The sequence below is a fragment of the Variovorax sp. 10L421 genome, from assembly GCF_056395365.1.
The window spans coordinates 1-20,305 of sequence record NZ_JBFTJJ010000018.1 but is presented as its reverse complement, the minus strand read 5'-3'; the positions used below and the strand labels follow the sequence as shown (position 1 = coordinate 20,305).

General features: G+C 66.5%; 22 protein-coding genes. 11 read left to right on the top strand and 11 right to left on the bottom strand.

The annotated features are described in order from the left end of the window. The first annotated feature begins 2 nt into the window (after positions 1-2). The 9 genes from AC1DFC_RS21185 (at position 3) to AC1DFC_RS21145 (ending at position 9,029) form a co-directional block, all read left to right on the top strand. Positions 3-476, top strand: a complete 474-nt coding sequence (locus tag AC1DFC_RS21185) for a DUF6484 domain-containing protein (protein WP_478179933.1) — start codon at positions 3-5, stop codon at positions 474-476. 11 nt (positions 477-487) lie between these two features. Then, complete coding sequence (locus tag AC1DFC_RS21180; protein ID WP_478179932.1) at positions 488-1,537, top strand: DUF2169 family type VI secretion system accessory protein; 1,050 nt, start codon at positions 488-490, stop codon at positions 1,535-1,537. Next, the gene (locus AC1DFC_RS21175; RefSeq protein WP_007830907.1) at positions 1,534-2,598 is read left to right on the top strand and encodes a beta-ketoacyl synthase N-terminal-like domain-containing protein; all 1,065 of its coding nucleotides are present in this window, start codon (positions 1,534-1,536) and stop codon (positions 2,596-2,598) included. The genes AC1DFC_RS21180 and AC1DFC_RS21175 overlap by 4 nt, the downstream gene beginning before the upstream one ends. A 3-nt stretch (positions 2,599-2,601) precedes the next feature. Next, the gene (locus AC1DFC_RS21170) at positions 2,602-3,534 is read left to right on the top strand and encodes a PAAR-like domain-containing protein (protein WP_007830908.1); all 933 of its coding nucleotides are present in this window, start codon (positions 2,602-2,604) and stop codon (positions 3,532-3,534) included. Between the two features lie 30 nt (positions 3,535-3,564). Further along, on the top strand, positions 3,565-4,506 hold the full coding sequence (locus AC1DFC_RS21165; RefSeq protein ID WP_007830914.1) for a type VI immunity family protein: 942 nt from the start codon (positions 3,565-3,567) through the stop codon (positions 4,504-4,506). Between the two features lie 5 nt (positions 4,507-4,511). Then, positions 4,512-5,192, top strand: coding sequence for a hypothetical protein (locus AC1DFC_RS21160; RefSeq protein WP_007830916.1), 681 nt, complete (start codon positions 4,512-4,514; stop codon positions 5,190-5,192). Then, positions 5,189-6,457, top strand: coding sequence for a TIGR02270 family protein (locus AC1DFC_RS21155; RefSeq protein ID WP_007830918.1), 1,269 nt, complete (start codon positions 5,189-5,191; stop codon positions 6,455-6,457). The genes AC1DFC_RS21160 and AC1DFC_RS21155 overlap by 4 nt, the downstream gene beginning before the upstream one ends. A gap of 79 nt (positions 6,458-6,536) precedes the next feature. Further along, the gene (tagH, locus tag AC1DFC_RS21150) at positions 6,537-8,201 is read left to right on the top strand and encodes a type VI secretion system-associated FHA domain protein TagH (protein WP_478179931.1); all 1,665 of its coding nucleotides are present in this window, start codon (positions 6,537-6,539) and stop codon (positions 8,199-8,201) included. Positions 8,202-8,237: 36 nt separating this feature from the next. After that, positions 8,238-9,029, top strand: a complete 792-nt coding sequence (locus AC1DFC_RS21145) for a PP2C family protein-serine/threonine phosphatase (RefSeq protein ID WP_007830922.1) — start codon at positions 8,238-8,240, stop codon at positions 9,027-9,029. Positions 9,030-9,126: 97 nt separating this feature from the next. On the opposite strand, the gene AC1DFC_RS21140 is transcribed toward AC1DFC_RS21145, so the two are convergent. From AC1DFC_RS21140 to tssA, 5 genes are all read right to left on the bottom strand, one after another. Then, positions 9,127-9,666, bottom strand: a complete 540-nt coding sequence (locus tag AC1DFC_RS21140; protein ID WP_007830924.1) for a peptidoglycan-binding domain-containing protein — start codon at positions 9,664-9,666, stop codon at positions 9,127-9,129. A gap of 87 nt (positions 9,667-9,753) precedes the next feature. Then, positions 9,754-10,233 (bottom strand): Hcp family type VI secretion system effector, encoded by a 480-nt coding sequence (locus tag AC1DFC_RS21135; RefSeq protein WP_007830926.1) that lies wholly within the window; start codon positions 10,231-10,233, stop codon positions 9,754-9,756. Positions 10,234-10,385: 152 nt separating this feature from the next. After that, the gene (gene tssC, locus AC1DFC_RS21130) at positions 10,386-11,879 is read right to left on the bottom strand and encodes a type VI secretion system contractile sheath large subunit (RefSeq protein WP_007830928.1); all 1,494 of its coding nucleotides are present in this window, start codon (positions 11,877-11,879) and stop codon (positions 10,386-10,388) included. Positions 11,880-11,911: 32 nt separating this feature from the next. Further along, positions 11,912-12,427: a type VI secretion system contractile sheath small subunit gene (gene tssB / locus AC1DFC_RS21125; protein ID WP_007830930.1), complete on the bottom strand. Its 516-nt coding sequence runs from the start codon at positions 12,425-12,427 to the stop codon at positions 11,912-11,914. Between the two features lie 51 nt (positions 12,428-12,478). After that, positions 12,479-13,516: a type VI secretion system protein TssA gene (gene tssA, locus AC1DFC_RS21120; RefSeq protein WP_007830932.1), complete on the bottom strand. Its 1,038-nt coding sequence runs from the start codon at positions 13,514-13,516 to the stop codon at positions 12,479-12,481. Between the two features lie 71 nt (positions 13,517-13,587). Between tssA and tssJ the strand changes: the two genes are divergently transcribed. After that, positions 13,588-14,100: a type VI secretion system lipoprotein TssJ gene (tssJ, locus tag AC1DFC_RS21115; RefSeq protein ID WP_007830934.1), complete on the top strand. Its 513-nt coding sequence runs from the start codon at positions 13,588-13,590 to the stop codon at positions 14,098-14,100. A gap of 59 nt (positions 14,101-14,159) precedes the next feature. Here the strand turns inward: tssJ and AC1DFC_RS21110 are convergent, their stop codons facing one another. After that, on the bottom strand, positions 14,160-15,506 hold the full coding sequence (locus AC1DFC_RS21110; RefSeq protein WP_478179930.1) for a DotU family type IV/VI secretion system protein: 1,347 nt from the start codon (positions 15,504-15,506) through the stop codon (positions 14,160-14,162). 242 nt (positions 15,507-15,748) lie between these two features. Between AC1DFC_RS21110 and AC1DFC_RS21105 the strand changes: the two genes are divergently transcribed. Further along, entirely contained in the window at positions 15,749-16,444 is a 696-nt protein-coding gene (locus AC1DFC_RS21105) for a response regulator transcription factor (RefSeq protein WP_007830939.1), read from the top strand. A 19-nt stretch (positions 16,445-16,463) separates the two neighbouring features. Here AC1DFC_RS21105 and AC1DFC_RS21100 read toward each other — a convergent pair whose 3' ends face one another. From AC1DFC_RS21100 to AC1DFC_RS21080, 5 genes are all read right to left on the bottom strand, one after another. Continuing rightward, on the bottom strand, positions 16,464-17,000 hold the full coding sequence (locus AC1DFC_RS21100; RefSeq protein ID WP_007830942.1) for an Rrf2 family transcriptional regulator: 537 nt from the start codon (positions 16,998-17,000) through the stop codon (positions 16,464-16,466). 213 nt (positions 17,001-17,213) lie between these two features. Then, positions 17,214-17,675: a methyltransferase family protein gene (locus AC1DFC_RS21095; protein ID WP_478179929.1), complete on the bottom strand. Its 462-nt coding sequence runs from the start codon at positions 17,673-17,675 to the stop codon at positions 17,214-17,216. A gap of 46 nt (positions 17,676-17,721) precedes the next feature. Continuing rightward, positions 17,722-18,528 (bottom strand): oxidoreductase, encoded by an 807-nt coding sequence (locus tag AC1DFC_RS21090; RefSeq protein WP_007830949.1) that lies wholly within the window; start codon positions 18,526-18,528, stop codon positions 17,722-17,724. A 38-nt stretch (positions 18,529-18,566) separates the two neighbouring features. Then, positions 18,567-19,448 (bottom strand): class I SAM-dependent methyltransferase, encoded by an 882-nt coding sequence (locus AC1DFC_RS21085; RefSeq protein WP_007830951.1) that lies wholly within the window; start codon positions 19,446-19,448, stop codon positions 18,567-18,569. Positions 19,449-19,513: 65 nt separating this feature from the next. Then, a partial coding sequence (locus tag AC1DFC_RS21080; protein WP_478179928.1) for an alpha/beta fold hydrolase occupies positions 19,514-20,305 on the bottom strand: 792 nt, incomplete at its 5' end.

Here is a 20,305-nt window from a genome sequence, read left to right as displayed (position 1 = left end):
CCGTGGAAGACCACACCGATCTCCAGAGCGCGCGCAGCGTGCTGCACAGCGTGGCGGCCTGGTCGAAGCTGTCGGGCCAGGGCGTGGCCGTGGCCGCCTTCGCGGGCTTCGATGCCGAAGGGCGCTTCCTGGTCACGCTGGGCGACGGCATGGCGCCGGTGCAGGCGCTGTCGACCGTGGGGCTGGCGCCCGGCGATGCGGGCGCAGCCATCGTCGTGGCCTTCGAGCAGGGCGAGGTGCGGCGTCCTGTCATCGTCGGGCGCTTGCAGCCGCCACGCACCGGAACACCGGCGCTCGATGCACGCGTGGACGGCGAACGCGTCGTGCTGCAGGCGCGCGAGCGCATCGAGCTGCGCTGCGGGGAGGCCAGCATCGTGCTCACGCGCGCGGGCAAGGTGCTGATCAACGGCAACTACGTGCTCTCTCGCTCGCGCGGCGCCAACCGCGTCAAGGGCGCGTACGTCGGCATCAACTGAAGAGGCGTGCCATGTGGCAGCTCGACAACCGCACGCCCTACGCCGCCGAACGCACCTGGGTGCGCGACCGCGACGGGGCGGAGATCTGGCTCGTGGCTGTGAAGTGCAGCTTCGACATTTCGCCCGATGGCGAGACGAGCATCGCGCCCCAACAGCCGCCCGTCGCGCAGGCACCCGTCTTCATCGACGAGTCCGCGCTCCAGCCGAGCCTGCTCTACGAGATGGACCTGGTGCGCACCAAGCAGACGACCGACGTGCTGCTGATCGGCCATGCGCATGCGCCCGGTGGCGTGCCGGTGACGCAGATCGACGTGGGCATGCGCGTCGGTCCTGTCGCCAAGCGGCTGCGCGTGACGGGCGACCGCGTGTGGCTGGGCGGCTCACCGTCGGAGCCCGAACCCTTCAGCACCATGCCGCTGGTGTGGGAGCGCGCATACGGCGGTGTCGATCCATGGACGCGCGATGCGCCGAATCCGCAGTTCGACGTGCGCAACCCCGTGGGCACCGGCTTCGCGCTCGAGGCCGCGCATGCGGAGGGCATGCGGCTGCCGAACATCGAGTACCCGGATCAATGCGTGCGGACGTGGAATGACCGGCCGGAGCCCGCGGGGTTTGGGCCGCTGTGCAACCACTGGCAGCCGCGGGCGGGGTTCGCGGGGACGTATGACGAAGCGTGGCAGCGAGATCGGTTGCCGCTGCTGCCGGTGGACTTAGATGATCGGCATTACCAGAGTGCGCCTGTGGACCAGCAGGCGCCGCAGTTTCTGCGGGGTGGCGAGCCGGTAGTGCTGATTCATTTGTCGCCGCATGCGGCGCAGCTGAGCTTCGAACTGCCGAGGGTGGTGCTGGGACTGGAAACTTTCTTTTCGAATGGCGCGCGCCAGCGGCACGAGCCGCCGCGCCTGCACACGGTGATTGTTGAGCCCGATGCGGCGCGTGTGTCGCTGGTGTGGCATAGCGCGTTGCCCTGTCACCCCAAGGTCCACAAGCTGGAGAAGACGCGCGTTTACGAAAAGCAGCTAGTTCGCCTGGGCGAGACACCTTCAGAGGATTTCGCATGAGCGGCGACGGATTGCGCATCGTAGGCTTGGGCGGTTGCACGCCGGTGGGGCGCGATGTTTTCGCGAGCGCTGCCGCGGTACGCGCAGGAGTCTGCGGTTTCGGCGAGCATCCGTTCGTGATCGATACCGCCGGTGAACCGATGCGCGTGGCCCGCGCAGCCTGGATCGATGCATCGGCTGGCGTTGCAGACCGTTGTGCCGCGCTGCTGCTGCCGGCTATCGACGGTGCGCTGCGAGTGCTATCCACGGCCGACGACGTATCGGTGCGATGCGGTCTCGCGCTGGCGCTGCCGCCCACGCGTCCGGGCCGGCCCCACGACCTGGCCGGTTCTTTGTTGGCGTGGGTGTCGCGCCGATATCCCGGGCGCTTCGGTACCGCGCGGGCCTTTGAAGCGGGCCACGCTGGCGGACATCTCGCGCTCGAGGCGGCCGTGCAAGACTGCTTTGCTGGTGCCGTCGACGTGTGCCTCGTCTGCGGCGTCGATTCCACCCTGGCACCAGAGACGCTCGAATGGATTGAGGCATGCGGGCAACTCCACGGCGGAGGTGCCGACAACAATGCATGGGGCTTCGTGCCTGGCGAGGCGGCTGGCGCGCTGCTGCTGGCTTCGCGGGACTTCGCGCGAGCGCGGCAGCTCGACGCCTGGGGTGAAGTGGTGGGGATTGGCGTCGCCCAGGAAGCCCATCTCATCGGGACCGGTGAGGTGTGCGTGGGCGATGGCCTGAGCGAGGCCTTCGAACGGGCGCTCGGGCGATTGCCCCCGGAGGAATGCGTACACAACGTTTTCTGCGACCTCAACGGCGAACCCTATCGTGCCGACGAGTACGGCTTCACGGTGCTGCGAAAGGGTGATCGCTTCCGAGCGGCCAGCGATTTCGTCGCCCCGGCCGACTGCTGGGGTGATATCGGCGCAGCAGGCGTTCCGTTGCACATTGCCATCGCCGCGATCTGCCATCGCAAGCGCTACGGCAAGGGGCGATGGTCGATGGTGTGGGCCAGTTCCGCGTCGGGCGAGCGGGGTGCCGCATTGATCTGCGCGATGGACTTCGGCGAGGAATGAATCATGCCGGTCTCCATCAGGGTCAACGGCACGAGCCTGTCGCTAGTTCACAAGTTCAGCACAGGTGTCAGCATCGCGACCATTCCCGATGTCTGCAAGACCCCGAGCCCAGGCGGGCCGGTGCCGGTACCCTACCCCAACATCGCGAACTCGATCACGCTAAGCAACGGCACCTCCACCGTCAAAGGCGACAAGGCGATGGCCGCCAACAAGGGCTCGAAATTCGCGCTCTCGAACGGCGACAACGCGGGCGTGGCCGGTGGCGTGAAGTCCAGCACCTTCATGAAGGAGGCGACATGGATTCTCTATTCCTTCGACGTGAAGATGGACGGCAAGAACGCTACCCGCCTTACGGACAAGATGTTCCACAACGCGGAGAACGCCGCCAACCTAGGCGGTGTGCTGCAGAACCCAGTGATCGTCGCAGCATTGGGGCAGGAACTCGGGGATCAAATCTGCACTGCCATCTGCGATACGCGTGACGAAGCGGACGAGGGCACGATCCCGTCGAAGAAATACCCAACCCTCCAGTCCCGCGTGGCGAGCAAGCTCAGTAGCGGATTTCCACTCTACAAGCCGAAGAAGCTCGACCTGTTCGTCGAGATGACCTGGAAGATCGCCAAGCGAGTCGGCGGCACTTTCGTCGGCATCATGTCGGAAGGGCGGGCGTTGTCGAATGGCTTGCCGGCACCGGGTTCGTTGTTTCGCGGGCTGGCGGCTGGACGCGGTGCGCCGGGCACTACTTTTCGGCCTGATTTCACGGTCTTGAAGGATGCGGCCAAGCCGGCGAATTTCGACAACGTCAAGAGTTTCGTCGAAGTCAAGTTCAAGGGCGACACGCCCACGGCCAATCAACAACTGGCCAAGGAGCGGCTGGGGGCGAAGAATGCGGGCAAATACCAGCAGATCGAAGAATCGGACTGCGCTTGCGATTGAATGCGGTCCACCTATGCAAGGAAGCAAAGAATGAACGACACGATCCTTGGCGACGGCGCCAGCACGGCCATGCATTTTCGACCGTGTCTTGAAATCCTGGTGTTCTGCACCGTCCCTCGCGCCGCGTTGGCGCCTCAGTTCATAGAGTTTCACCGTGCCTTCTGCGAACATCACGGTCAGGCACTCGGCTGGTACAAGACCAACGTAATGAAGACTGCGAAGCGTCTCGTCGGTCCCGCCAATGATCAGGTGGCACAGATGTTGGGTGACAGGAAGGCGCTCGCGAGCTACCTGCTCGGGGTGGAGCAGCACTCCGGTGCGAGCGCGGCCGACTATGCGTTGCCGTCGTTTCAGTTTTTTTCCGAGGAAGACCTGAGCGACCCTGACGACCGCGTGGTGCGGCACATGCTGCGCATATGCCTCCCGCTCGACGAAGCCAATGTGCCCGATCGAACAGTCGAACGAGTGCTGGGCCTGCTGGCACTGGTTGATTTCGACTCCGGTTATGGCGGATTCTCCTACTACTGGAACACCGGTGATGGCGAGGCAGAGCGCGAGCTCGAACGCGCCAACCGGGGATGGCTTACGCGTTATCCGGGGCTCGCCTACGGCAAGCCACTCGGTCTTTTCAGCTTTGCCGACCTGGGCATTCTCGGAGTGAGCTGGTTGACCTTTCTCGGCAAGGCCCGCGCTGCGGAAATGGGGGGCATCAACGCGCTGGCCTCGGCATTGCCGCCTCCGATCAATGTGCAGGCCATTGCAAACGATCGCGGCTTGCTGATCCGTGCCAGCACGCAACCTGAGCTGGGTGATGTCAATCGGGGGCACGCGTTGCCGGCGTATCAAGCGGTCGGCAAGGTGCTCGCGCCGCTGCGCGTGCCGGATGACTGGATCGATAACCTGCTCGTCACTGGCATGACGCCCGAAGAATCACAAGCGTGGTACGCGCGATTCTTCGGCGAAGAGGATTGAGCCGCATGCTGACCTTCTCCGTGGCTACCCGCGCCGATGCTGCCGTCGTCGTGCTCGACTTCGTGCGCGTCGTCGCGCGCGACTTCGCCCGCGCGATGCAGTTGGGCTTCTTCGGCCCCGGTGTCGCGGCGGTGCCGGTAGTTGTGCAGCTGGCGTCGCCCACGCTGGTGCTGGTGCACATGCATACCGATGCAATTCATCCGGCGGTGCTGCGAATTTTGCGCGGCATGTGCGAATGGGGACGGCTTGCGCGCGATTTGCCGTTGCGATGGCTCGGCCCAGCCGGGCAACAGGCCGGGGCAACGGCGATCGGTGAAGCTGCCTCGGCTCTCGCAGCCAAACCGCAGCAAGCGTTCATGCTGCAACGTCCCGACTTCGTGGGTTTCGGCGAACAACTGGTGGTCGTGCTTAACCTGGATGCGCCACCCGATGAGCAGCAATCAGACCTGCTCGATGCAGGCTTCGAATGCTGGATCGCGCTTATGCAAGGCGGCCTGCCGCCGGAACCGTACCTGCCGGGTGAATCCACCGTTGGCGCCACGCAGACGATGCGGATCGGCAGTACCACCTGCCAATGGTTTCTCGAAGGCGTGATAGCTCATGAGGCCTGCCTCGACCTGCTTACCCACTTCCTCGTGGCGCATGCCGACGCATTGCGGATTCGCGACGTGGAGATCGAAGTATGAGCGGCGCCGCGCCTGTGATCGAATCCATCCTCGCCGAGCACGCCGACGAAGCCTCCTTTCTCTGGCTCCAGCGCACCAGCGCAGTCCACGCCCCCAACTACTCGCCCCAGCAATTCGCCGACCTCGACGAACGCCTCGCCGCCCACATCGACGGCCTGCGCGTCGCCGGCGAAGAAGGCTGGCAGCATGCACTGGCCCTCATCGACAACGAAGGCCCCGAGGACTTCTTCGTTGCCGCCGTGCTCGCCATAGAAGCGGTCGACAGCCGTTTCGACGATCTGGTTGAGCGTGCAAGAGAAGACCTGCCCGAGGTCGTGCCCGGCCTGATCTCCGCGCTCGGCTGGGTCGAGCCGAAGCATCTGGGCGGCCGCGTCAAGGCCTTGCTCGACGATGCCTCGCCGTTGCGGCAGAAGCTCGGCGTGGCGGCCTGCGCGCTGCATCGGCGCGACCCGGGCGCGCTGCTCGGCGAACTGCTCGCGAGTGCGCCCGACAGCGTGCGCATCCGCGCGCTGCGCGCAGCCGGCGAACTGGGCCGTGCCGACCTGTTGCCGCAAGCACAGTCGCTGCTGGGCGAGGCCAAGCCCGAACTGCGCTTCTGGGCCGCGTGGGCGGCGGTACTGCTCGGCGACCGGGCGCAGGCGCTCGATGCGCTCGCCGCCTTCGCGCTGAAGAGCGGGCCGCGCCAGCCGCGCGCATTCCAGCTCGCGCTGCAGGCGATGGAGATCGCCCCCGGCCATGCGCTGCTGCTCGACAGCGCCACGCTGCCCGGGGCGCAGCGTCTGCGCATCATCGGCTCGGGCTTCATCGGCGACGCGCGCTACGTGCCCTGGCTTATCGAGCAGATGACGCAGCCGGCCACGGCGCGCATCGCGGCCGAGGCCTTCGTCACCATCACGGGCGTGGACTTCAACCTCGCGCAGATGGAGGTCCCGCCGCCCGACGGCTTCGAGGACGGCCCGACCGAGGACCCCGACGACGACAACGTGGAACTGCCCGAGGACATCGCGTTGCCGTGGCCCGACGTCGACAAGATTCGCGCGTGGTGGCAGAAGAACGGCGCGCGCTTCACCCCCGGGACGCGGCTCTTCATGGGGCAGCCGCTCTCGCCCGACAGCTGCACGGGCGTGCTGCGCCAGGGCTTCCAGCGCCAACGCGTGGCGGCCGCACTGCAACTCGCGTTGCTCGACGCGCGTGCGCCGCTGTTCGCGACCAGCGCGCCGGCGTGGCGGCAGCAGCGCAGGCTCGGCGACGGCATACCTCTTTAGGCGAGATTGCCAAGGTGCCGGCCGGAATGAATACTTCCCTCGAGTTGTTTCGCTCGCGACGGGCGACAGGGGCCGATTCATGATCCATATCGCTGTCATCACCCGGCAAGGCGCTCCGGCGGGGCAGTCTATCGCCGCGGACTTCGGACCCAATGGCGGCACCATCGGCCGTGCCGACACCAACACGCTCGTGCTCGTCGACCCCGACCGCACGGTTTCGCGGGTGCACGCCCAGGTGCTGTGCCGCGACGGGCTGTACTTTCTCATCGACCGCGGCAGCAACCCGATGCAGTGCAACGGCGTGTCGCTGGGCTCGGGCAAGGAGGTCGCGCTGGCCGATGGCGCACGGCTGGTGGTCGGCAGCTTCGAGCTCGCGGTGCGCGTGACGGCCGACGCCGCGCCGCCGTCGCTGGCCATCCCGAACACGGTGCTGGGCGGTCCTTCCGCCGCCGCGGCGGCAGCAACTGCGGCACCGTCGAGCGACGACCCCTTCGCCGACCTGCTGGCGGGCCTCGCGCCGCCGGCCGCGCCGGCTGCATCTGCGCCGGCGTCCGCTCCCGCTGCAGCACTGCCCGATTCGCTGCTGTTCCCCGACCCGATGGAAAGCGGCTCGCGCAACGCGCAGGCCGCGCAGATCGATCCCTTCGCAAACCTGCTCGGACCCACGCCGTCGTCCGCGCCCGCGGCCGGCCTCGGCGCGCTCGACGATTTCTCCGACCTCGGCGCACCGCCCCCGCACGGCAAGGCCGCGGGCATCGACGAGCTGTTCGGCGGCATGGGCGGCGGTGGCGGCATCGGAGGCGATCCGCTCGCGCTGTCGCCGCTGGCCGATCCGCTGCTGCAGCCGAACACCGCATCCAATGTCGATCCGCTGGCGGCCCTGCAGCAAGCGGCGCCTCCCACGCCCACGCCGCGCTCCGACCATCTTCCGATCGACCAGTTCGGTTTCATGCCGCCGAAGGCGATCACGCCGCCTTCGTCGCCATCGCCGCAGCCCCAACCGATGGCGCAGTTCGACGACGTCACGGGCCAGCCGATCCGCATCAGCGGCCCCGAGGGCTCCGCCAGGCCGTTCGAGCCGCCCGCGCCCGTGGCCCCTGCCGCGTCGCCGCGGCCGGCCCCGCGCCCCGCAGCGCCCGCGCGCACCGCCACCGACGACGAACTGCTCGCCGCCTTCCTGCGCGGCCTCGCCAGCACGCACCAGCCGCCCGAGATGCTCACACCCGGCCTGATGGAGCGCATCGGCGCGATGCTGCGCAGTGCCACCGAGGGCACGCTGCAGCTGCTGCTCACGCGCCAGGAGTTCAAGCGCGAGGTGCGCGCCGAGGTCACGATGATCGCGTCGCAGGCCAACAATCCGCTGAAGTTCTCGCCCACGGTCGAAGTGGCGCTGGCCCATCTGCTGGGCCCTGGCGTGCGCGGCTTCATGCCGCCCGAGGCCGCGATGCGCGATGCCTACAACGACCTGCGCGCACACCAGTTCGGCGTGATGGTGGGCATGCGCGCGGCGCTGGCCCATGTCATCGCGCGCTTCGAGCCGGCGGAGCTGGAGAAGAAGATCAGCGCGAAGTCGGCGCTCGACGCGCTCTTCAGCGCCAACCGCAAGGCCAAGCTCTGGGACCAGTTCGTGTCGCTCTACGGTGGCATCGCGAGCGAGGCGGAAGACGACTTCCACAGCCTCTTCGGCAAGGCCTTCCTCGAAGCCTACGAAGAGCAGATGGCGCGCCTCAAGTCCGAAGCCTGACGACAACTACCACCGCATCACCAGCGAGGCACCCGCTTGGAAATCGAAATCGTCACGCTCTCCCGCCAGGGCGGCCGCACCTACAACGAAGACGTCCACGGCCACTGGCACGACGAGCGCTATGTCGCCTGCCTGGTGGCCGACGGCGCAGGCGGCCATGGCGGGGGCGACGTGGCCGCGGCCACCGCGCGCAGCAGCGTGCTGGGCGGCTTCTCGGCCGCGCCGGGGCTCGACGAGCCCACGCTGCGCCGGCTGGTGGAGCAGGCCAACGTCGACGTGGTGGCGCGGCAGGCCGAGGGCGGCAAGCTCGCGGGCATGCGCTCGACCATCGTGTTCGCGGCCATCGACCTCGAGGACCACGCGCTGGCCTGGGTGCACAGCGGCGACAGCCGGGCATACCTGTTCCGCGGCGGTGCCATCGTGGCGCGTACCACCGACCACAGCCTGGTGCAGCAGATGGTGGCCGGCGGCATGCTCGACGAGGAGGGCGCGCGGCTGCATCCGCAGCGCAACATGCTGCTGTCGGCGCTGGGCTCGATCGAGGAGGCCCCCGACATCGCCGTGTCCGACCGCATGCGCCTGCTGCCAGGCGACGTGCTGCTGCTGTGCAGCGACGGCGTGTGGGAGCCGCTGGGCGACGAGCGCCTGATCGACACGCTGCATGCCTCGCGCACGCCCAGCCAGTGGACCGAGCTGATCGACGCGCAGGTGAAGGCCAACGCCAAGCCGGGCCACGACAACTACACGGCGCTCACGCTGTGGGTGATCGAGGATGAGAGCGACGATGCGACGCGGCTGCTGCCAGAGAGCATTGCGTCGGCCGACTGACTCTTGAATTGCTTCGAACAAAAGACAAGGGCCTGAAGCGCCGTCCATCGGACGATCGCTCCAGGCCCTTGGTTGCTGCCGAGGGCGGGGCGGAGACTCAGATGCCGCCCGTGACCGGAACCCTCGCGGGTGCGCCGTAGGCGTACTTGCTGGCCGTCTTCTTGACCCGCTTCAATGCGCTGCGCAGCAACAGCGGCATGTCTTCCCGGTTGGGCAGGTTGGTGTAGTTGTCGATCCCCTGCTCCTTGCAGAAATTGGCGCAGCCGTTGTTGAGCAGGTCGAGCGCGTAGCGCGACTGGCTGATCGTGCTGGATGTGCCGGGGTCCCGGAACGGGTCGAAGATGCCGTCCGCCAGGACCTTGCGCCCGGTCGCAACCATCTGCTGCTGGAAGTGCGTGATGTGCTTCTGCGTGACCGGTCCGTAGTAGCCGTCCACGGCGATCACTTCGGTCTGGCCGGGCGGCGGGTCGAAGTCGTGGTTGAAGCCCATCAGCTCGTAGTAGAAGATCTTGAACAGCGCCTGTACCAGCATCACGTCTTCACGCGTGTTGGAGCCGATCCGGCCGACCGACCAGTCGATGTTGTAGGTGGTGAGCAGCGCGCCGCTGTCGCCAATGGTGGGGGTGCTGAATGCCATCGCATTGCTCCGGTGGAGGACACGCAAAGGAAGCGGACCGGGCGCGGCAGCCGCGCCTGATTCCGCACTCGACGAATCCGCCGTCCGTCAGCGCGTTTCGGTGGTCGGCACGTTCCAGCCGAACTTCACTTCGCCGCCCGCTGCACCCTTGTCGTCCTGCGCCTTGTAGGCGAACTCGATGTCCTTGAACGAGCACGACACCTGTTCCTGCACGTCGCCGCCCTGCGCGCCGCCGGGGGCCACGCTGGAGATGAAGACTTCCTTCAGCGTGACCTTGAGGTACTCCTGTTGGCCTTCGCCCGACTTGCGGCAGGTCATGATCATGTCCTTGAAGTGCTTGCCGCCCACGCAGTTCTTGGCCAGCACCGGGGAGGCCTTGTCGTAGGCGTGCACGAAGTGGAAGTCGCCAGGTGTGGCCTTGCCCTTGCCGGAGCCGCCGCCCGAGCCCGCGCCCGAGGCGTTGCTCACGTTCCACGACCACGACGAGATCTCGATCTCGTCCTTGTGGTCCTTGTGGGAAGACTCGCCCTTGACGCCGTCGAGCTTGATGTGAAAGTCAGATGACATGTTCCTACTCCTTGGAACCCGATTTGCGTTCGGGCGGTTGATGACTGGGTTGAAGACGAAGGCTGCCGGCGGTTTGAAGACACGACCGATACGCGGCAGCTACAGAGAGAACGAAACGGAATCGGGAATTTCAAGAAAACCCGCGGGACTTTTCAGGTGCCGCCCTTGGCCGAAGGCAGCTTCGACACCAGGCGCAGCGAGACCGTGAGGCCCTCGAGCTGGTAGTGCGGGCGCAGGAAGAACTTGGACGTGTAGTAGCCCGGGTTGCCTTCCACTTCCTCGACGATCACCTCGGCGGCGGCCAGCGGCTTCTGGGCCTTGGTGGTTTCCGACGAGTTGGCGGGGTCGCCGTCCACGTAGTTCATGATCCATTTGTTGAGCCAGCGCTGCATGTCCTCGCGCTCCTTGAAGCTGCCCACCTTGTCGCGCACGATGCACTTGAGGTAGTGCGCGAAGCGGTTGCAGGCAAAGAGGTAGGGCAGGCGCGCCGCGAGGTTGGCGTTGGCCGTGGCGTCGGGGTCGTCGTACTCGGCCGGCTTGTTCAGCGACTGGGCGCCGATGAAGGCCGCGAAGTCGGAGTTCTTGCGATGGATCATCGACAGCAGCCCGGCCTTCGACAATTCGGCCTCGCGCCGGTCGCTGATGGCGATCTCGGTCGGGCACTTCTGGTCCACGCCGCCGTCGTCGCTCGGAAACGTGTGCAGCGGCAGGTTCTCCACCGCGCCGCCCGACTCGATGCCGCGAATGCGCGAGCCCCAGCCGTAGAGCTTGTACGAGCGGTTGATGTTGGTCGCCATCGCGTAGGCGGCATTGGCCCAGGCGTACTTGCTGTGGTCGGCGCCGGCGGTGTCTTCCTCGAAGTCGAACTCTTCCACCGGGTTGGTGTTGGCGCCGTAGGGCGTGCGCGCCAGAAAGCGCGGCATGCACATGCCGAGGTACTTGGAGTCGTCCGATTCGCGCAGGCTGCGCCAGCCGGCGTACTCAGGGGTGGAGAAGATCTTGGTCAGGTCGCGCGGATTCGCGAGTTCCTGCCACGACTCCATCTGCATCAGGTTGGGACTGGCGCCGGTGATGAAGGGAGCATGCGCCGAGGCCGCGATCTTGGCCATCTCGCCGAGCAGCTCCACGTCCGGCGGGCTCTGGTCGAAGTGATAGTCGCCCACCAGCGCGCCGAAGGGCTCGCCGCCGAACTGGCCGTACTCCTGCTCGTAGATCTTCTTGAACATCGGGCTCTGGTCCCAGGCCGCGCCCTTGAACTTCTTGAGGTTCTTGGCCAGCTCCTGCTTGGAGATGTCCATCACGCGGATCTTGAGGTTCTCGTCGGTCTCGGTGTTGTTCACCATGTAGTGCAGGCCGCGCCATGCACTCTCGAGCTTCTGGTAGTCGGGGTGATGGATGATCTTGTTCACCTGGTCGGTGAGCTTGGCGTCGATCGCGGCGATCATGGCCTGGATCGACCGGGTCACGTCCTTGCCGATGACGGTGCTGTTGGCCAGCGCCTGCTGCGCCAGCGTGAGCACCGCGGCTTCGACGGCGCTCTTGGCTTCGTCGCTGCGCGGCTTGAATTCCTTCTGCAGCAGCGAAGAAAAGTCGCTGCCTGCATACGCGACATCTTTCAGCGCGCTCTGTTCGAGTGCTTCGGCCATGGTGGTTTACTCCTCGTGTGCTCGGATGGGTGTCAGGTGGCGGACGCGCTGCCGTCTTCGGGTTTCTTGCTCGCGGCCAGCGTCTGCAGCAGCGCCGGGTCTTCGAGCACCTTGGCCAGCAGGTCCTCGGCGCCGCCCTTGCCGTCCATGTAGGTGACGAGGTTCGACAGCTGGGTGCGCGCCTCGAGCAGTTTGTTGAGCGCACCGACCTTGCGCGCCACGGCGGCGGGCGAAAAATCTTCCATGTTCTCGAAGGTGAGTTCCACCTTGAGGTCGCCTTCGCCGGTGAGCGAGTTCTCCACCGCGAACGCCGCGCGCGGTTTCATGGCCTTCATGCGCGAGTCGAAGTTGTCGACATCAATCTCGAGGAACTTTCGGTCGACCACCGGCGCGAGCGGGTCGGCCGGCTTGCCCGACAGGTCGGCCAGCACGCCCATCACGAAGGGCAGCTGCACCTTCTTCTCGGCCCCGTAGAGCTCCACGTCGTACTCGATCTGGACCCGGGGCGCCCGGTTGCGGGCGATGAATTTCTGACTGCTCTTGGCCATGGAGATGCTCCTTGCGGGTGTGAATGAGTGCGGGTGTCGGGAAGGGCGGGCTTATTCGGACGGGCGGCGGCCCGTGACCGTTTCGATGGTGTCCATCGCGTTCGGCGCGAGGTTGGCCATGATCTCGAGAAAGCTCACGCCGATGAGCTTCTTGGCACGCTCGATCAGCAGCGGCGCAGGGTTGCCGGGCTCGGCCTGCTCGAGGTAGCGGATCACGCGGTCGAGCATCTGCAGCGCGTCCTGCCGGTTCTGGATCTCGCCGCGCATCGCGGTGGGACGGGCGGTGGTGCCGGCCGCCTGCGATTCGTCGGCTTCGGCATCCGCACTCGCTGGCGCTTCGTCAGGCGTGCCAGCGGCGGCGCCGCACGCTTTCTTCAGCACCAGGGCAACGGTGCGAAGCGGGGTCAGGTCGATGGCGTCGGCGCGGCCGGTGCGATCGACCAGCAAGGCCCGCAGTTTCTCGAGGAGGGCGGGCACGTCCATCGCGGTTCGCAACGGCTCGGGTTGGGACGCGTGGATGGCCTCGAGGCCGCCTTTGACCTGCGAGGCCGAGTAGGTGGCTTCGCCGCTCACGGCGCCCAGTGCGTTGTGGGCGACGGCGATGTCGCGCACGCGTATCGGCCCCACGCCGGGTGCCACGCCCACCTGTGCGTCGTACAGCTCTCGCAGCATCGTCTGGCTCTCGTCGCAGAAAGGCGCGAGCGCGTTCAGGCGCATCGTCGGGTCGTTGCCGTCGTCGGCATCCAGCTTTGGATGTATGCCTTCCCAGAAGGTGTCGAGCAGACCCGTCAGCAGTTGCAGTCCGGCAACGAAGCCGGGCACGCCTTGCAGGTGCGTCGATGCGCGCAGCAGCAGCACTGCGGCGCGCACGTCCTTGCTGCGGCGCAGGATGATTCCGGCCTGTTCGCCCACTTCGCGCCACTCGGGTTCGACCGCGGGGATCACGGTGTCGCCGAACTGCTGCTCGGGCTTGCCTTGCGCGGCCGCCACCAGCGCCATGAAGTCCGCGTCGTACTCGAGATCGTCGCCGCATGGCGAGGCCTCGCCGATGGGCGCGAGCAGTGTGGCTGCAAGTTCGTTGGTCAGCATGTTGCCTGTTGGAGTTCGCTGGTGATAATCAAAGATGCGTCTTGACCGGTCAATGCAACGAAGGGAATAGCATGCGCACGCTGGGTACACACCATTCGTCCTATGAAGGCTTCCTTGCCGCTGCAACGCGGCGCCGCATTGCGGTCCTTGGCCTTGCTGCAGCGGGTCTTTTGATCTCGGGCTGCGCAAGCAAGCCGGTCGTCACCACGGTGGCCGTTACGCTCACGGCGGGTGCCGACGCCAACCCCGATGCGCGCGGCCGCGCCTCGCCGCTCACCGTGCGCGTGTATGCATTGAAGTCGCCGGGCCCCTTCGAGGGCGCCGACTTCTTCTCGCTGTTCGAGAAGGACCAGGCCACGCTCGGCGCGGAGCTGGTGCAGCGCGAAGAGGTGCTGCTGCGGCCCGGCGAGACGAAGAAGCTCGACTTCAACCTGCCGCCCGATGCGAAGTCCATCGGCGTGATGGCGGCGTTCCGCGATCTCGACCGCGCGCGCTGGCGCGAAGTGCGGCCCGTCACTACCGGCAAGGCGCAGGCGCTTGACGTGAACTTCAGCGCCCGCGCGATCCGCGTCGACGCGAAGTGAGCGCCGCGCCGCATGCCGGCGAGCCGCCAGAAGCGGGGGGGCGGGGAACGGCAACGTGTTCAACGCGCAACGGTTTCGAGGAACACGAAGTCCGCGATCAGCCGCTCGCCGTTCTTGCTCGCCGCCAGCGCCTCGCGCAGCCGCAGCAGGTAGGCCGAGGCCAGCTCGAAAGGCGGCCGGCCGGATGTTTCTGTAAAGGGCGTCGGCGACGAGAGCACCGTGATCAGCACGCTGCCGAAGGGCGGGCTCACCAGCCAGCTCGAAGGGACGTCGCGGCCCAGCTCCAGCGTCTCGCCGGCCCGCAGCCGCGTGGGCGCCTGTCCGGCGTTGAGGTGCATGACCGAGCCGTCGGCGGTGTAGTAGTCGACCCAGATGTAGCTGTCGTGGCGCGGCGCCACCACCCGCACGCGCACGCCGTCGCCCTCGCGCAGGTCGCCTTCGCGGGCCGAAGGTGCATCCACCTCCAGCCCGTAGGCCTTCTCGCGGTTGCGCGCCTGGTAGGGCTTGAGGATGGCGAACACCTCGCAGTGGGGCCACACGCGCAGGCCGACGTCGAAGCGCGGCGCCTGCACGCCGGGAATCGCGCTCACTTCGCTCTCGACGCGCGGCAGGTCGCCGGGCACCGAGACGAAGCCGGTGACGTGCGTGCGGCCCTCGGGGTCGATGCCGGCCGTGAGGTCGGCGCAGGCGAAAGTCTGCAGATGCTGCTCCACGCGCTGGCCCGGGCCCGCGGCGGTGGCCGGCGGCCCGGTGGACCACAGCCACAGCAGGTAGAGCAGCGGCAGCATCAGCGCCAGCGCGGCACTGCTGTGCAACAGCGTGCGGTCGCGCCGGCGCGTGTCGCCGGGGCCGCGCGGGTCGGGCACGTCATGGGGTTGCGGCGCGACGCGGTCCTGCACCGGGCTGCCGGTGGACAGCGGGCGCAGCTGAAGCTGCCGGCCGTGCAGTTCCTTGAGCTTGCCGAGCTCGCCGTGGTCGCCATCCTCGAAGTAGTACTGGCCCTTGAAGCCGAGCACCAGCGCATGCCAGTACACCTCGCGCACGGGGTCGTCCTGTGGGGTCAGGGCAGACAGGTGATGGAAGAACTCGCTGTGCGCGTTGTTGGAGTTGAAGAGCTGCACCTGCAGCGGGGCTGCGCCAGCCGTGTTGACCGCAGCGGTTGCGCCGGGATGGCGCGCGAGGATTTCGTCGATCCAGGCCACCATTGCGAAGGTTGCCGATTCGATCTGCGCTGCGGGCGTGCCGAAGGCCTCGGCGGCGGCGCGGGCCGCATCGAGCAGCTGGCGGGCCTGCTGCTGTGCGGTCTCGTGCGGCGGCAGCAGCGGCGGCGCGCCGGCCGCGATCGATGCATCCAGCGCGAGACCGAACGAGATGAAGCTGGAGAAGCAGTCGAGAAGGCGAGCCATGCGTGGGCTCGCTCAGCCATGCGTTGCGAAGGATGCCTTGCGCCGGAGTCTGCTGCGATGGCACATGCCCATGTCCCCGGTTTCTTCGAGTAGGCGTTCATTCTTTCAAATGGCTCTCGCCCCGCGCCATACCGCTTGGGGTCTATGCCGTTGGTGGGGCCGCCGCCCTTGCTGCACGGGGCATTCGCCGGTATCTTCAGCGCCTGCAATTCACTGCACGCTGGGACACGGGAAAAAGCATCATGAAAATCCTGATCGCCGACGACCACCGGCTCGTCATCGAGGCGGTCAAAGCCAAGTTGTCGGAGCTGGAGCCTGGCATCGAATTCGTTTTGGCGATGAGCGTCGACGAATTGCTTGCCGGAGCCACCGATGATCTCGACCTGGCCCTGATCGACCTCAACATGCCCGGCGCCGACGGCCAGGCCCACATCGACGAAATCCGCCGCCGCCATCCGGCCGTGCCGCTGATCGTTCTGTCGGGCTACGAAGACCCGGCCATCATGCGCAGCGCGCTCGAGCGCGGCGTGCTCGGCTTCATTCCGAAGGCCTACTCGCCCGAGGTCATGCTCTCGGCCGTGCGGCTGGTGCTGGCCGGCGGCGTGTACGTGCCGCCGATGATGCTGGCTGCGCTGCCGCCCGGCATCGTGGCCGGCGTGGCGCCGCAGGCCGGCGCCGAGGCGCTGGTGCGCAGCGGCAATGGCGGCGCTGGCAGCCAGACGCTGGAGCACCTGCGCAACGTGCTGACGGAGCGGCAGGTCGAGGTGCTGCAGTTGCTGTCGCAAGGCAAGCCCAACAAGCTGATCGGGCGCAGCCTCGGCATCAGCGAGGGCACCGTGAAGATCCACCTTGCGGCGATCTTCCGCGCGCTGAATGTGCGCAACCGCACCGAGGCAGTGGTGGCGGCGCAGGCGCTGACCGAAGCGCAGCAGGCCTGAGCCCGCACGCGCGTGGCGTTCAGCGCTTGGCGAACACGCCGTTCCAGGCGAACACGGAGTTCGGCGCATTCACGCGCATTGGCGTGACGGCGGAGATTTGCGGGGGCTGTCTCTTCGTCGGCGCTTCGTGCTCGACGCGCACGCCCTTGGCGAGTTGCTCTTCGACCAGGCTCTGCAGCGTGACGGAGCCCAGAAACTCCATGACATGGTGCTTGGCGGAGGCCCACAGCGCGTCGGTCGAATAGCAGCCCTTGCCAGCGGTGTCCTTCCTTGGCGAGGCCTCGGTGTCCGCCACGGGCTGGCCATCGACCGAGGCAAGGATGTCAGCCACGGTGATTTCGGAAGCCCTGCGCGTCAATGTGTAGCCGCCTCCAGGGCCGCGCGTTGCCTTGATCAGCGCATGCTGGCGCAGCTTGCTGAAGAGCAACTCCAGCGAAGAACGGGCAATGTGTTGCCGCTGGCTGATCGACGCCAATGGCACGGGGCCGTCCCGCTCGCGCATCGCGACATCGATCATGGCCGTCAAGGCGAAGCCGCCCTTCGTCGTGAGACGCATGGAGTGTTCCTCGGTGGTGAGTTTTGCAAACGATGGACGGTAGGTGTGCAAAAGACCGGGAAAAGTTTCCGACGCGTGGCGGCGGCATTTTTTGAAACAATATGCAGAACGCCGTGGGCTCTCGCCGTTGAGGGGGCGGCCGCTTCCGATTTTCTTGTTGCGCTGGGATGTGTTGATGACTTAGGGGGGAAGTCCTTGCAGACCCGTTAGACCTCATGCCCATCTGCGTACCCGCTCTTTGTAAGCCTCGTACTCTGCCCCAAATAGAGACGCCAGCACGCGTTCTTCCGGGATGATTTGGAACCGGGTGATGTAAAGCACGTACACGACAACCCACAGTGCAGCAAACGGATTCGCCAGAAACACTGCCCACGCCAACAGGGTAAGCAAGAGTCCGACATACATGGGGTTGCGCGTATACCGGTACACGCCTTGGATGACCAACGAGGACGCCAAGCTTGCCTTGATGGGGTTCGCGGTGGTCTTGGCGCGCCGAAACGCAACCATTCCGGCGATGCTGATGCCTTGGCCAATGCACACCAAAATGACGGCGCAGAGCACGCGGGCCGGATAGGGAATCTGCACAAGGCCCGCGATGGCTGGCGTCAGCCACATAAGAAGCGCCAGGACAAGCGCCACGATGGGGGGAGGAACCTTCAGTTCAAGCACGCTCATATTACTCCATGAGGTCTAGCACCCGGCCGTGAACACAGCTGTGATTTCAGCCCAGTCCGAACGTCTTGCGCAGGCCCTTTTCGACCGGGCCAGCGGGCATGAAACGGCGCAACTTGGCCAGGAGGGACGCTTCGCCCTTGGGCGTGTGGCGCATCTTCCACGGACCAAGTGCCGCGCTGACCATCGTCGCCACAACGCCTTCAGGCGTGGGCGCCTTTTGCACGTTGTTCTGGAAGGCTTTGGTGACGATGGCAAGCTCTTTGCTGTAGTCCGGGATTCTGGCAGCAGTCTGAGGCGCGTTGAGATCAAGGTTGGTTTTGGTGAAGGAGGGTTCGACCAGCGACACGCGGATGCCGAATTGGCGTACTTCATGATCCAGTGACTCGGACAGCCCTTCAACAGCGTATTTGGAGGCCGCATACAAGGCCATGTACGGCGAACATAGAAAGCCCACCACCGAGCTGACATTGACGATACGACCGGAACGCTGCTGACGCATGTGCGGCAGCACGGCCTTGATCACGCGCAAGAGGCCGAAAAGGTTGGTTTCGAACAGCGTCTGGGCTTCGGCAATCGAGGTTTCTTCAGTCGCGCCCAGCAGGGTCACACCCGCATTGTTGACCAGCACATCGATGCGCTTGGCCTGCGCGATGATGGCCTGAATGCCTCGATCAACGGAAACATCGTCGCGGATGTCCATCTCAATGAGCGTGACGCCAGGTATGGCTTGGGCCTTTGCCGTGTTGCGCACGGTGCCGAAGACCCGGCAGCCTTGTTCGGCAAACTTTGTGGCGGCGGCGCACCCGATGCCTGACGACACGCCGGTGACGAGGACAACTTTGGAATTCGACATGGCAGTTCCGTTGTGTAGAGGCAGTGGAGTGAGGAGGATCAGTTGTGTAAGGAGGCAGGTCTGATCGGATTGCGTGCCATGACGATCCACGCTGCGCCGTCGATCATCACCGAACGCTCGCCGGGGAGGCCTGCGAAGACGGCACGAACCGCGGCCGAGGCGCGGGCGCGGATGTCGTCGGGCTGATCAGCGAGCGCGCGCGAAAGCGGGCCGACCTCGAGCGCCATCTTCACCGCGTCGTCGATCGCAGCGTCCCGCGTCCCGCCCTCGCCGAACGGGACGGAAGCATCGAAGGGCGCGATAGCGATATCGGTGAAGCCGGCTGCCGTCAGGATGCGCGCCACTCGTCCCTGGTCGCCGAACGAAAATGGGCCGGGCGCTTCGGGATCGGGCAGCGCGGTCAACGGGACGATGCTCTTGAGCGCGCCAATCGGCAGGCGCACCCAATCGTTCTCGGCCACGCCGCGCCAGCAGACGAAAGCGACCCGCCCGCCCGGCCGGAGCGCGCGTCGCAAGTGGGCGAACGCCCCTGTCGGATCGTCGAAGAACATCACCCCGAAACGCGAGAACAGGATGTCGAACGCGCCCTCGGGCAGCTCGGCGCTGCTGGCGTCGGCCACCCGGAACAGGGCCGGCGTATCCTGTGGCGCAAGCGCGCGCGCTCGGTCGATCAGCGCTTCGGATATGTCCACTCCCAGCACTTGGCCCCCCGGGCCAACGCGGGCGGCCAGAGCCAGACTCGACGCGCCCGCGCCGCAGCCGACGTCCAGCACGCGCTCGCCCGTCGCAGGCGCGACGGCTTCGATCGCGGCCTGGCCGAACACCGCCACCATGGCGTCGAGCCGGGCCTGGTTGGCGACCCAGCGCTCTCCGCTTTGGCCATTCCAGTCGGCGACCTGATAGGCATTTTTCTCTGTCATGCTATCTCCTTGTTCTGATTCGCTCTTAACTAGCTACCCTTTTATCGAGGCAGGGGGAAATGACGCTACTCGGCCCATGCCGCGATCCGTTTCGCGATCGCCTCGGGGGCCTCGATGTGCAGGAAGTGACCGACCCCGGGGATGACTTCCAGCGCGTGCGGAGCGGCGAACCGATGTCGGTCGTCGACCTGCTGGGGGAGGATGCAGCCGTCGTCGGCACCGTGAAGCTGCAACAGGGGCACCGCGATCGGCCGAGACAGGCGGCGCGTCGCTCCAAGCATGCCGGGGCGCAGCATCGCCCGGTAGTACTTGAGAGGCGCGGGCATGCTCGCCCGCAGGTGCTCGTGCAGCTCTGCCTGGAGAGCAGGAGCTAGCGAGAGGCCGGGCGACCACTGACGCCAGAGGTGGTCGATGAGGGCGAGATCGCGGGCGGTGGCCATCCAGCCGCTTCCCGGCAGTTGAAAGAGTCCCATGTACCAGCTCCGGCGTAGCTGAGCGGGGCGCGCAAGCTGGCGCATGAACGTGAGTGGATGAGGGATTGCGAGCGTGACCGCGCGTTCGATCCGCTCCGGCGCGGTGACGCAGGTATCGTAGGTGACCAGGGCGCCCCAGTCATGGCCAATCAACTCCACGGGCCGCCCCGGAGACCAGCGGTCGATCAGGGCGATCACGTCGCCGGTGAGGGCAGCGAAGTCGAACGGCCCCGCAGTCGGGGACGGGGCGTAACCGCGAAGCCATGGGGCGACGACGTGACGCCCACGGCGACCGAGCTCGGCAAGGAAGGGCTTCGCCGTCGGCGGATGGTCCGGGAAACCGTGCAAGACAAGCGTCGGCTGAGCTTCGGGATCACCACCCTG